The sequence below is a fragment of the Magnetospirillum aberrantis SpK genome (genome assembly GCF_011022235.1).
Classification (GTDB): Bacteria; Pseudomonadota; Alphaproteobacteria; order Rhodospirillales; family Magnetospirillaceae; genus Magnetospirillum; species Magnetospirillum aberrantis.
This window is the reverse complement of the sequence record NZ_JAAIYP010000038.1, coordinates 232,170-244,090: the sequence shown is the minus strand read 5'-3', so window position 1 is coordinate 244,090 and position 11,921 is coordinate 232,170. Positions and strand designations below refer to the sequence as shown.

Annotated in this window: 9 protein-coding genes; 4 read left to right on the top strand and 5 right to left on the bottom strand. The window is 64.4% G+C overall.

The window, feature by feature from the left end; genetic code table 11:
- Positions 1 to 116 precede the first annotated feature (116 nt).
- On the top strand, positions 117 to 3,596 hold the full coding sequence (metH, locus tag G4223_RS12250) for a methionine synthase (RefSeq protein WP_163679895.1): 3,480 nt from the start codon (positions 117 to 119) through the stop codon (positions 3,594 to 3,596).
- Between the two features lie 183 nt (positions 3,597 to 3,779).
- Positions 3,780 to 4,322, top strand: a complete 543-nt coding sequence (locus G4223_RS12245) for a nucleotidyl cyclase domain-containing protein (RefSeq protein WP_163679893.1) — start codon at positions 3,780 to 3,782, stop codon at positions 4,320 to 4,322.
- A gap of 50 nt (positions 4,323 to 4,372) precedes the next feature.
- Here the strand turns inward: G4223_RS12245 and vapC are convergent, their stop codons facing one another.
- Together vapC and vapB are read right to left on the bottom strand one after the other, a co-directional pair.
- Positions 4,373 to 4,774, bottom strand: a complete 402-nt coding sequence (vapC, locus tag G4223_RS12240) for a type II toxin-antitoxin system tRNA(fMet)-specific endonuclease VapC (RefSeq protein ID WP_163679890.1) — start codon at positions 4,772 to 4,774, stop codon at positions 4,373 to 4,375.
- Position 4,775: 1 nt separating this feature from the next.
- Positions 4,776 to 4,997: a type II toxin-antitoxin system VapB family antitoxin gene (vapB, locus tag G4223_RS12235; protein WP_163679888.1), complete on the bottom strand. Its 222-nt coding sequence runs from the start codon at positions 4,995 to 4,997 to the stop codon at positions 4,776 to 4,778.
- On the opposite strand from vapB, the gene G4223_RS12230 reads away from it, so the two are divergent.
- Positions 4,996 to 5,733 (top strand): DUF4145 domain-containing protein, encoded by a 738-nt coding sequence (locus tag G4223_RS12230; protein ID WP_205762491.1) that lies wholly within the window; start codon positions 4,996 to 4,998, stop codon positions 5,731 to 5,733. The two genes, vapB and G4223_RS12230, sit on opposite strands and share 2 nt — an antisense overlap.
- Positions 5,734 to 5,871: 138 nt before the next feature.
- Positions 5,872 to 6,006 (top strand): hypothetical protein, encoded by a 135-nt coding sequence (locus G4223_RS20245; protein WP_277395041.1) that lies wholly within the window; start codon positions 5,872 to 5,874, stop codon positions 6,004 to 6,006.
- Positions 6,007 to 6,051: 45 nt separating this feature from the next.
- On the opposite strand, the gene adeC is transcribed toward G4223_RS20245, so the two are convergent.
- Genes adeC through G4223_RS12215 form a run of 3 tightly spaced genes read right to left on the bottom strand, consistent with a single transcriptional unit; the run spans position 6,052 to position 11,826 of the window.
- Positions 6,052 to 7,467: an AdeC/AdeK/OprM family multidrug efflux complex outer membrane factor gene (gene adeC, locus G4223_RS12225; RefSeq protein ID WP_163679885.1), complete on the bottom strand. Its 1,416-nt coding sequence runs from the start codon at positions 7,465 to 7,467 to the stop codon at positions 6,052 to 6,054.
- 32 nt (positions 7,468 to 7,499) lie between these two features.
- Positions 7,500 to 10,637, bottom strand: coding sequence for an efflux RND transporter permease subunit (locus G4223_RS12220; protein WP_163679882.1), 3,138 nt, complete (start codon positions 10,635 to 10,637; stop codon positions 7,500 to 7,502).
- A 13-nt stretch (positions 10,638 to 10,650) separates the two neighbouring features.
- Entirely contained in the window at positions 10,651 to 11,826 is a 1,176-nt protein-coding gene (locus tag G4223_RS12215; RefSeq protein ID WP_163679879.1) for an efflux RND transporter periplasmic adaptor subunit, read from the bottom strand.
- Positions 11,827 to 11,921 lie beyond the last annotated feature (95 nt).

Genomic DNA, 11,921 nt, shown 5'->3' with positions numbered 1-11,921 from the left:
TAGGTGATACGGATGGACACGGATAAGCACGGATGAAAATTCTTCTGGTTTATCTGTGTTCATCCGTGTCCATCCGTGTCTAATTTTTCTGGCTTCGCCAGCGTCACGAGGACTCAATGACCAATATTCTCGACCATCTCCGCGACCGTGTTCTTCTGTGCGACGGCGGCACCGGCGCCCTGGTGCAGGCCATGAACCTGTCGGTGGAAAAGGACTTCCTGGGGCTGGAAAACTGCACCGAGATCCTGGTCAAGTCGCGCCCCGACGTCATCCGCTCGATTCACGAACGCTATTTCGCGGCGGGCGCCGACATGGTCGAGGCCGACACCTTCGGCGGTTCTCCGGTGACCCTGGCCGAGTTCGGCATCGCCGATCAGGCATTCGAGTTGAACCAGCGCGCCATCGAGGTGGCGTGGGAAGCAGCCGAGCAATTCAAGGGCGATGGCCGCGCCCGCTTCGTGCTGGGCGCCATCGGTCCGGGCACCAAGCTGCCGAGCCTCGGCCACATCGGCTATGACGAGTTGGAAGCCGCCTACGTGATCCAGGCTTCGGGCCAGATCGCCGGCGGTGTCTCTGCCTTCCTGGTGGAAACCTGCCAGGACCCGTTGCAGGTCAAGGCCGCCGTCAATGGTTGCAAGATCGCCTGTGCGAACGCCGGCAAGGACATTCCCATCCTGGTCCAGGTGACGGTGGAAACCACCGGCACCATGCTGGTGGGCGCCGATATCGCCGCCGCCGCCACGGTGGTGCGCGCCCTGGACGTGCCGTCGCTGGGCATGAACTGCGCCGCCGGTCCGCGCGAGATGCTGGAACACGTCAAGTGGCTGACCGAGAACTGGGACGGCTTCGTGTCGATCCAGCCCAATGCCGGCCTGCCGGAACTGGTGGATGGTCAGACCCGCTATCCGCTGCTGCCTGACGAACTGGCCACCTGGCACGAGCGTTTCATCGGCATGGGCGTCAACCTGATCGGCGGCTGCTGCGGCACCACCCCCGATCACATCGCCGCCACCAACCAGATGCTGGTGCGGGTCGGCAACGGCTATCGCCCGGTTCCGGTCAAGCGCAGCGTGCATTGGGTGCCGGCCGTCGCCTCGCTCTATTCCCAGGTTTCGTTGCGCCAGGAAAACGCCTTCCTGGCCATCGGCGAACGCTGCAACGCCAACGGCTCCAAGAAGTTCCGCGATCTTCAGGACGCCGAGAATTGGGACGGCATCGTCGCCATGGCCCGCGAACAGGTCAAGGAAGGCAGCCACACGCTCGACGTCTGCACCGCCTTCGTCGGTCGCAACGAAGTGCGCGACATGACCGAGGTGGTGACCCGGCTGCGCGGCTCGGTCACCACGCCGCTGGTGATCGATTCCACCGAATTGCCGGTGATCGAGGCGGCGCTGAAGCTGTACGGCGGCAAGGCCATCATCAATTCCATCAACTTCGAGAACGGCGAGCACGAGGCCGAGGCGCGCCTCAAGCTGGCCAAGAAGTTCGGCGCCGCCGTGGTGGCGCTGACCATCGACGAAGTGGGCATGGCCAAGGACACCGACACCAAGCTGAAGATCGCCAAGCGCCTGTATGATTTCGCGGTCAACAAGCATGGCCTGCCCGCCGGCGACCTGTTGTTCGATCCGCTGACCTTCACCATCTGCACCGGTAACGAGGACGACCGCCGCTTAGGTGTCGCCACCCTGGACGCCATTGAACGGATCAGCACGGAATTGCCGGAATGCGGCATCGTGCTGGGCCTGTCCAACATCTCGTTCGGTCTCAAGCCCGCCGCCCGGCAGGTGTTGAATTCTGTGTTCAACGACCATGCGGTCAAGCGCGGCATGACCGGCGCCATCGTCCATGTGTCCAAGATCCTGCCGCTGCACACCCTGGCGCCCGAGGAAGTGAAGGTGGCCGAGGATCTGATCTTCGACCGCCGCGTCGAAGGTTATGACCCGCTGCAAGCCTTCATCGCCCTGTTCGGCGACCGCAAGGCCGCCGACATGAAGAAGGAACTGCCGGCCAACGTCGAGGACCGGCTCAAGCAACGCATCGTCGATGGCGACCGTACCGGGCTCGAGGACGATCTGGCCGAGGCCATGGCCGCCGGCTGGAAGCCGCTGGACATCATCAACAACCTGTTGCTGGAAGGCATGAAGGTGGTGGGCGAACTGTTTGGTGCCGGCAAGATGCAATTGCCCTTCGTGCTGCAATCGGCGGAGACCATGAAGACCTCCGTTGCCTTCCTGGAACCGCACATGGAAAAAGCCGATGGCAGCGCCAAGGCGACCATCGTTCTGGCCACCGTCAAGGGCGATGTCCATGACATCGGCAAGAATCTGGTGGACATCATCCTGACCAACAATGGTTACAAGGTGCACAACATCGGCATTAAGCAGCCGATCGGCGACATCATGAAAGCCGTCGAGCAGTACAAGCCCGATGCCGTCGGCATGTCCGGCCTGTTGGTCAAGTCCACGGTGATCATGCGCGAGAATTTGGAGGAGATGAAGGCCGCCGGTCTGTCGGTTCCGGTGCTGCTGGGCGGCGCCGCGCTGACCCGCAAATATGTCGAGGAAGACTGCCTGCGCGCCTATGGCGGCGGCGGCGTCGCCTATGCCCGCGACGCCTTCGACGGCCTGGACCTGATGAGCAAGGTGGCCGATGGCAGCTTCGACACCTATGTCGCCGCCCGCGCCGCCGCGCCGCGTTCCGGCAATTCCAAACGCATCGGCCAGCCCCAGGACACCAGCACGCTCAGGCCGGTGGATTGGGACGAGGTCAACCTGCGCCGCGCCGAGTTGCACAAGGACGTGCCGATTCCCACCCCGCCGTTCTGGGGGGCCAAGGTCATCGAGAACGTGCCGCTGTCCACCCTGGCGCCGTATCTGAACGACACCATGCTGTACCAGTTCCACTGGGGCTATAAGAAGCAGGGTCGCTCGCTCGACGAGTTCAAGGCCTGGGCCGCCAAGGAACTGCGCCCCATCGCGCTGGACATGCTCAAGCGCTGCGAGGCCGAGAACATCCTCAAGGCCCAGGCGGTGTACGGCTATTGGAAGGCGGCCGCTGACGGCGACGCCGTGGTGCTGTTCGCCGAGGATGGCGTGACCGAGGTCGCCCGCTTCGCCTTCCCCCGTCAGGCCAAGGACGGCGGCCTCAGCATCGCCGATTTCTACCGCCCGGTGGACAGCGGCGAACGCGACGTCATCGGCCTGCAAGTGGTGACCATGGGCAAGGCCGCCACCGACATCGCCGCCCAGTGGTTCGAGGCCAACAAGTACCAGGATTACCTGTACCTGCACGGCCTGTCGGTGGAGATGGCCGAGGCCATGGCCGAATACACCCACAAGCGCATCCGCGCCGAACTGGGCTTCGCCGCCGAGGACGCGCCGGAAACCGAGAAGATGCTGAAACAGGTCTATCGCGGCTCGCGCTATTCCTTCGGCTACCCGGCCTGCCCCAATATCGAGGACCAGAAGCAATTGCTGGCGCTCTTGGGCGCCGAGCGCATCGGCGTGACGCTGTCCGACGAATTCCAGTTGGAACCGGAACAAAGCACCAGCGCCATCGTCTGCCTGCACCCGCAGGCCAAGTATTTCAGCGTGTAAGGGGCAAGGGGAACAGCGCGAAGGGACGCGGTCCCTTCGCGCATCCCGTTCCGCTCTCTTGACGTTTTCTGCGCATTGCCGCACCATCGCGCCCACTGCCGGACCTGTGGGCCGGCGATTTTTCTCCGACACTGGCGGACCCGTGGGCCGCTTGCCATTCGCCCATTCGTCGGGAGAAAATCCATGTCCTTCTGGACCGACCTGCGCCTGCCCGCGCAGCACGACATGCTTGTCGCCATCATCGAAACCCACTGGCTGCACCGCCACGCCGAGGCCTCGACCCTGGCCGGGGTCATGGACATCATGTCCGGCCTGTTCGCCCTGACCGGCATCCGTGTCGCCGAGGCCGGGGGACGGCAGATCAAGACCCTGGGCGACAACGCCCTGACAATCTTTCCCGCAGCGGATACCGACCACGCCCTGAACGCCCTGATTGCCCTGCGCACCGAGGCCAACCAGTGGCTGGGCCAGCGCGGCTATGCCAGCCATGTCGGCATCAAGGCCGATGTCGGCCCGGTAGCCCTGGGCTTGGTCGGCACCCCCGGCCAGGAAATCCTGGACGTGTTCGGCCGCCCGGTCGCCACCGCCTTCACCCTGACCGGCACCGGCCTGACCGTCACCGCTCCGGTGTTCCGCCTGTTGTCGCCGGAAACCCGCAAACACCTGCGCAAGCACACGCCGCCTGTAACTTATATCGGCACCGACGACCGGCGGCCGGGGGATTGAAGAAGCAAAGGGAAAAGGTGCGAAGGGACGCAGTCCCTTCGCGCATCCCATCAGCCCAGCCAATCCTCGGCGCGCAGACCGGCGACACGGGTGAATTCCCCCAAATTGCCGGTCACCACCACCAATCCCTTGCTGCGGGCGTGCCCGGCGATCATCAGGTCGTAGGGGCCGATGACCTGCCCCCGCCGTTCCAGATCGGCACGGACATCGCCGTAATGGGCGGCGGCGGCATCGTCGAACGCCAGCACCGCAAGGCGGGCGGCGAAATCCTCGACCCGGTGGCGGGTTTCCACCGGTCGCATCGACTTTTCGGCGCCATACAGCAACTCAGCCAGGGTGACGGAGGAAATGCACAGCGCCGCCGCCTCGGCATTGAAGCGCTCGCGCAAGCCCGGCGGGCGGTCGCGCAGCACCCGGATGCACAGATTGGTGTCGAGCATGTAGCGCAGCATGCTACAGGCTCTCGCGGTCCTGCATGGCCGGTTGATCCCGCTCGCCCAAATCCACCCCCGGCGCCGCGAAGAAATCGTCCCACACCGCGTTGGCCGGAACGATCACCCGCCGCGCCCCGTCCCGCAAAATCGCCACCTCGTGCACCCCGTCGGGGAACGCTACATCCTTGGGCAGGCGCACGGCCTGGGATCGGTTGCTGTGAAACAGGGTGGTGCGGGTCATGGCGGCGCCTTTCCTATCCGCTTTGGATCAGGATATGAGATCGCCGTGGGATATGTCAATGGGATATACTATTGAATGTCCTCTATTGAGAGCTATCATCCCACCAACTCTCTCGCCTGGATTGCTGCCCCCGATGAAATGCCCGCATTGCAACATTGAATTTCATGATCGCTGGACGGAGAACGTGTTCGCAGGCAGTTGGAGCTATCATTATACCCATTGCCCAGCCTGCAATAAGATTACGATTCAGCTCACGGAACCACATGGCGCCACCTTCACCGCCTATCCTCGAGGCGCTGTTGATAGACCGGTAGCGCAAGAGGTGCCTGCGGCCATTTCACAAGACTATCTCGAAGCGGCAGAGGTTCTACCTATCAGCCCAAAGGCGTCGGCCGCCTTAGCACGGCGTTGCCTACAAAACGTTTTGCGGCAAAACGGCATTAAGGAACGCGACCTTTCCAAGGAAATCGACACCTTCCTGGACCGCCCTGACGTCCCCAGCGATCTTAAGGGCACTGTGGACGCGATCCGCAATTTTGGAAACTTCTCGGCCCATCCGATTAACGACATCACAGGCCTGCAAATCATTGATGTCGAAGAGCATGAAGCCGAATGGTGCCTGGATATTTTAGATGGGCTCTTTGACCATTTTTATGTCCGCCCTGCGAAAGCGGCGGCCCGAAAGGCAGCGCTGAACGCGAAACTCGCGGCGGCTGGCAAGCCTCCGGCCAAATAGGGCATGGGATGCGCGAAGAGGCCGCGTCCCTTCGCATTTTTCCCTTTCACAACAAAAAAGGCGGGCGCCAAGCGGCACCCGCCTTCTTCGTAAATCTGCCCCCACCCCAACCCTTCCCCGGCGCGGCCGAGGGAGGTCGTGTCTATACCGAGACAGAGCGGCTGTGCGGCCTGTGGGCCGCCGATTTGGGCCGAGACGTGGCATGACACCCGGCGGGTGCTGTCCGACCTGTTGACCCGGCTGGACCGTCCGTTACCTGTCGAGACGGCGTGATGGCGGCCGGAGAAACCGGTCACGCCATCCCACCAAGAAAACGTGTCAGTTCCTACCGCCGCCCAGGACCTTGTACAGGGACACCAGATTGGACAGCCGTTCCACCTGAACCGACACCAGTTCCTGTTGCGCGCTGTAGAGGGAACGTTGCGAATCCAGCACGTTCAGATAGCTGTCGATGCCATGGTCGTAGCGGGCCTGGGACAGGCGATAGCTGGTCCGGGTCGCCTCGACCAGCCGGCCTTGCGCCGCCATCTGATCGGTCAGCGTGCCTTTGGCGGCCAGGGCGTCGGCCACTTCGCGGAACGCGGTCTGGATCGACTTTTCATATTGCGCCACCGCGATGTCGCGGCTGGCCTTGGCGGAATCCAGGTTGGCCTGGTTGCGGCCGGCGTCGAAGATGGGCAGGCTGACGGACGGGCCGAACGACCACGCCCCCGATCCCGCTTCGAACAGGTTGCTCAGGTTGCGGCTGGAATAACCGGCGGCGCCGGTCAGCGAGATGCTGGGGAAGAATGCCGCGCGGGCCGCGCCGATGTTGGCGTTGGCCGCTTTCAGGCTGTGTTCGGCCTGGGCGATGTCGGGTCGGCGCAGCAATACCTCGGACGGCAGGCCGACTGGCAAGTCCTCGACCAGCCGCATGGAATCGAGTTCGCCGGCCAGCGCGTCGTCGGCGATGGGAGAGCCCACCAGCAAGGTCAGCGCGTTGCGGTCCTGGTCCACCTGGCGCAGGTAAAGCGCGCGGTTGGCCCGTGCCGTTTCCACCGCCGTCTTGGCCTGGGCCAGATCCAGTTCGGAACTGACGCCGCGGGCGAAGCTCTGGTCGATCAGTTCCAGCGATTTCAACCGGGTTTCCAGGGTTTCCTCGGTCAGGGCCAGAAGCTTACGGTCGCCCAGCCAGGTCAGGTAGGCGTTGGCCACCTCGGCCACCAGCGAGATCTGGGTGGAGTTGCGGGCTTCCTCGGTGGCGAGGAACTGCTCGAGCGCCTGTTCGTTCAAGGCACGCACCCGGCCGAACAGATCCAGTTCGAAAGCGGTGACGCCGACATTGGCGGCATAGGAACGGGCGGTGACCTTGGTCGCCGGCACCGTCCGGCTGGCGTTGAGCGGGGTGCGCGCCACGCTGCCCGAGCCGTTGGCGTCGAGGTTGGGCAACAGGTCGGCCTGGGTGACGCGATAGGTGGCGCGTGCCACCTCGATGTTCAGGGCGGCGACGCGCAGGTCGCGGTTGTTGTCCAGGGATTGCTGGATCAGTCGCTGCAAGGTGGGGTCGGTGAAGAACTCTTTCCACGCGGTGTCGGTCCACAAGGATTGTCCGTCCTTGGCGGCCGGGGTGGCCGCCGCCGCCGGGCCCTGCGGCCACGCCTGCGGCACCGGCATGTCGGGGCGCATGTAATCGGGAACCAGCGAGCATCCCGACAGCACGGCGGCCGCGCAGGTCATCAGCACGATTTTTTTCATGGTCGTCTCTTTGGGGCTAAGTGCGTGGCGGGTCATTCTGTCGGGACTTCCGCATGCTGGGGGGCCGACTTGCGGGCGAAGTAGTGCAGCACGACCACGAAGAACAGCGGCACGAAGAAGATGGCCAGCACCGTGGCGCTGATCATGCCGCCCATCACGCCGACGCCGATGGCGTTCTGGGCACCCGAACCGGCGCCGTTGGCGATGGCCAGCGGCAACACGCCCAGGATGAAGGCCAGCGAGGTCATGATGATCGGCCGCAGGCGCTGCTGTGACGCCTCGATGGCGGCGTCCACCAGGGATTTTCCTTCCCGTTCGTGGATGTCCTTGGCGAATTCCACGATCAGGATGGCGTTCTTCGCCGCCAATCCCATGGTGGTAAGCAGGCCCACCTGGAAGTACACGTCGTTGGGAAGGCCGCGCATCAGGGCCGCCGCCACCGCGCCCAGGACGCCCAGGGGAACCACCAGCATCACCGAGAACGGGATCGACCAGCTTTCGTAGAGGGCGGCGAGGCACAGGAACACCACCAGCACCGAGATGGCGTAAAGGGCGGGGGCCTGTGAACCGGCCAGGCGTTCTTCGTAGGACAGACCGGTCCAAGACAGGCCGATGCCCGGCGGCAGCTTGGATGCGATGTCCTCGATGATCGCCATGGCCTCGCCCGAGGAATGGCCGGGAGCCGGGGCGCCCATGATCTCGCGCGAGGGGGTGCCGTTGTAGCGTTCAAGCTGCGGCGAGCCATAGGACCAGCGGGTGCTCATGATGGTCGAGAAGGGCACGGTCTGACCCGACAGGTTCTTGACCTCCCAGCGGTTCAGGTCCTCGGGCTGCATGCGGAAGGGGGCGTCGGCCTGCATGTAGACCTTCTTCACGCGGCCGTTGTCCATGAAGTCGTTGACGTAGGACGATCCCCAGGCGGCCGACAGCGTGGTGTTCACGTCCGACAGCGACAGGCCCAGCGCGCTGGCCTTTTCCCGATCGACGTTGACGCGGAACTGGGGGGTGTCTTCCAGGCCGTTGGGACGCACCGCCATCAGGGCGGGATTCTGCGCCGCCATGCCCAGAAGCTGGTTGCGGGCGGCCATCAGTTTCTCATGGCCCAGGTTGCCGCGGTCCATCAGATGCAGGTCGAAGCCTGTGGCGTTGCCCAGTTCCACCACGGCGGGCGGGGTGAAGGCGAACACCATGGCGTCCTTGACCGTGGACAGGGCGCGCATGGCGCGCATGGCGATGGCCCCGACCTTCTGGTTCGGGTTCTTGCGCACGCTCCAGTCCTTCATCTGCACGAAGGCCATGCCCGAATTCTGGCCGCGGCCCGAGAAGTTGAAGCCGGCCACGGTGAACAGGCCCGCCACGTTGTCCTTTTCGACGTTGAGGAAATAGTCCTCGGCTTTCTTCAGGGCCTCGATGGTGCGTTCCTGGGTGGCGCTGGCCGGAGTGGACACCTGGACGAACATGATCCCCTGGTCCTCGTCGGGCAGGAACGAACTGGGCATGCGGGTAAACAGGAAGCCCAGGCCCACCAGCAGCACGGCATAGACCAACAGGAACCGGCCCGACCGCCTCAATACACCCTGTACGCCCTTGCCGTAGGCATTGCGGCTGCGGTCGAAAAGGCGGTTGAACCAGCCGAAGAACCCCTTGGTCTCCCAGGCGTGTCCGCGCTCCACATGCTTGAGCATGGTGGCGCACAAGGCGGGGGTGAGCACCAGGGCGACCAGCACCGACAGGGCCATGGCCGAAACCAGGGTCAGCGAGAACTGGCGATAAATGGCACCGGTCGAGCCGCCGAAGAAGGCCATGGGCACGAACACCGCCGACAGCACCAGGGCGATGCCCACCAGGGCTCCGGTGATCTGGCCCATGGATTTGCGCGTCGCCTCGCGCGGGGGCAACCCTTCGTCGCTCATGACGCGTTCGACGTTCTCGACGACCACGATGGCGTCGTCCACCAACAGGCCGATGGCCAGAACCATGGCGAACATGGTCAGCGTGTTGATGGTGAAACCGCATGCCGCCAGGATGCCGAACGTGCCCAACAGCACCACCGGCACGGCGATGGTGGGAATAAGGGTGGCGCGGAAATTCTGGAGGAACAGGTACATGACCAGGAAGACCAAGACGATGGCTTCCACCAGGGTCTTGACCACTTCCTCGATCGAGATTTTCACGAAGGGGGTGGTGTCGTAGGGATAGACCACATCGACACCCTGCGGGAAGAACGGCTTCAGTTCGGCGAAGCGCTTGCGCACCAGTTCCGCCGTGTCCAGCGCGTTGGCGCCGGTGGCCAGCTTGACGGCAAGGCCGGCGGCGGGCTTGCCGTTGTAGCGGGCCACGTTCTCATAGCTTTCCGAGCCGATCTCGATGCGGGCCACGTCCTTCAGGCGCACCTGTGATCCGTCCGTATTGACCTTGAGCAGGATGTTGCCGAACTGCTCGGGCGTTTCCAGACGGCTTTGGGCGATGATGGTGGCGTTGATCTGCTGGCCCGGCACGGCGGGGGCGCCGCCGATCTGACCCGCCGACACTTCGGCGTTCTGCGCCTTGATGGCGGAGCTGATGTCGCTGGCGGTGATCTTGTAGCTGACCAGTTTATCCGGGTTCAGCCAGATGCGCATGGCGTGCTGGGCGCCGAACACCATGACCTCGCCGACGCCGGGCAGACGGCTGATGTCGTCCTGGACGCTGGAAACCAGATAGTCGGACAAATCGGCGCCGGCCATGCGCTCGTCGGTCGACACCAGGCCCACCACCATCAGGAAGTTCTTGGTGGCCTTGGCGACCTTCACGCCTTGCTGCTGTACCTCTTGCGGCAGCAGCGGCGTGGCCAGTTGCAGCTTGTTCTGCACCTGCACCTGGGCGATGTCCGGGTTGGCCTCGGGCTCGAAGGTCAGGGTGATGCTGACGTTACCCGCCGAGTCCGATGTCGAGTACATGTAGCGAAGATGGTCGATGCCGTTCATCTTCTGCTCGATCACCTGGGTGACCGAGTTTTCCAGCGTCTGCGCCGAGGCGCCGGGATAGGACGCGGTGATCTGGACCGATGGCGGCGCGATGCGGGGATATTGCTCGATGGGCAGATCGAGGATGGCCAGCCCGCCGGCCAGCATGATGACGATGGCGATGACCCAGGCGAAGACCGGGCGGTCGATGAAGAAACGCGACATGGTGGCGCCTCGCTCAGTGCTGGCCGGCGGTGGGGGCCGCGGCGGAGGTGGCGGGGGCGGCGTCCACCGGGGTCACGGGGGTTCCGGGGCGAATTTTCTGAAGGCCGGCGATCACCACACGTTCGCCGGCCTTGAGGCCGTCGTCGATCAGCCAGCGGTCGCCCATGGCCTGGCCGGTGACCACCGGGCGCGGCGCCACCTTGTTGTCGGCGTCGACCACCCACACCTGGGCCGAGCCGTCGGCGTTGCGCACCAGGGCCTGTTGCGGCACCAGGATGGCGCCGGGACGCACGCCCTGTTCGACGCGGGCGCGCACGAACAGACCCGGATACAGGTCCTTGTTGGGGTTGGGGAACTGGGCGCGCAATTGCACCGCTCCGGTGCTCGGGTCCACGGTGACGTCCGAGAATTGCAGGCGCCCGGTCTCGCCGTAAGGCAGGTTGGAGCCGTCGAGCGTCAGCGTCACCACGGCGCCTTCGTCCTCGCGCACCTTTCCCGCCGCCATGGCGCGGCGCAGCCGCATCAGTTCGGAACTGGACTGGCTGACGTCCACGTAGATGGGGTCCAGTTGGGTGATGGTGGCCATGGTCGTGGTTTGGTTGGCGGTGACCAGCGCGCCTTCGGTGACGCTGGATTTGCCGATACGGCCGGCGATGGGGGCGTAGACCTTGGTGTAGTTCAGGTTGATGCGGGCGGTTTCCAATGCAGCCTGGGCCACCAGGATCTGGGCCTTGGCCTGATCCAGGGTGGCGACGGTGTCGTCGTAGTCCTGACGCGACACGGCGTTGATCTTGACCAGTTCGGCGTAACGTGCGGCCTTGGCCTCGACCGATTTCAAGGTGGCGCGTGCCTTGACCAGGTCGGCCTGGGCGCTTTGCACCGCCGCCTGATAGGTGGCCGGGTCGATCTGGTAGAGCTGTTGACCGGCCTTGACCTCGCTGCCTTCCTCGAACAGGCGCTTGAGCACGATGCCGCTGACTTGCGGCCGCACCTCGGCCACCCGGAAGGCGGCGGTGCGGCCCGGCAATTCGGTGGATAGCGGAATGTCGGCCGATTGGACGGTAAAGGTGGTGACCTCGATCGGCGCGGCGGCGGGGGCGGCGGCTTGTTGGCTGTCGCCACAGGCGGCGGCGGACAGGGCGAGCAACAGCGCGAGGGCGGATGGAATGGCTTTGGAGGACAAGGGCATCTGCGGTTTTCCCGGAGAAAAGGGCCGGCCAGGGGGGTGGCGGCTAGGGGGTAATTGACTGTACCGTACCGTACAGTATAGATTAATTCAACGAC

Excerpts from the sequence above, each read along its gene's own strand:
- metH (WP_163679895.1), top strand. The coding sequence starts at position 117 with ATGACCAATATTCTCGACCATCTCCGCGACCGTGTTCTTCTGTGCGAC.
- G4223_RS12245 (WP_163679893.1), top strand. The coding sequence starts at position 3,780 with ATGTCCTTCTGGACCGACCTGCGCCTGCCCGCGCAGCACGACATGCTT.
- vapC (WP_163679890.1), bottom strand. The coding sequence starts at position 4,774 with ATGCTGCGCTACATGCTCGACACCAATCTGTGCATCCGGGTGCTGCGC.
- G4223_RS12230 (WP_205762491.1), top strand. The coding sequence starts at position 4,996 with ATGGCGGCGCCTTTCCTATCCGCTTTGGATCAGGATATGAGATCGCCG.
- vapB (WP_163679888.1), bottom strand. The coding sequence starts at position 4,997 with ATGACCCGCACCACCCTGTTTCACAGCAACCGATCCCAGGCCGTGCGC.
- adeC (WP_163679885.1), bottom strand. The coding sequence starts at position 7,467 with ATGAAAAAAATCGTGCTGATGACCTGCGCGGCCGCCGTGCTGTCGGGA.
- G4223_RS12220 (WP_163679882.1), bottom strand. The coding sequence starts at position 10,637 with ATGTCGCGTTTCTTCATCGACCGCCCGGTCTTCGCCTGGGTCATCGCC.
- G4223_RS12215 (WP_163679879.1), bottom strand. The coding sequence starts at position 11,826 with ATGCCCTTGTCCTCCAAAGCCATTCCATCCGCCCTCGCGCTGTTGCTC.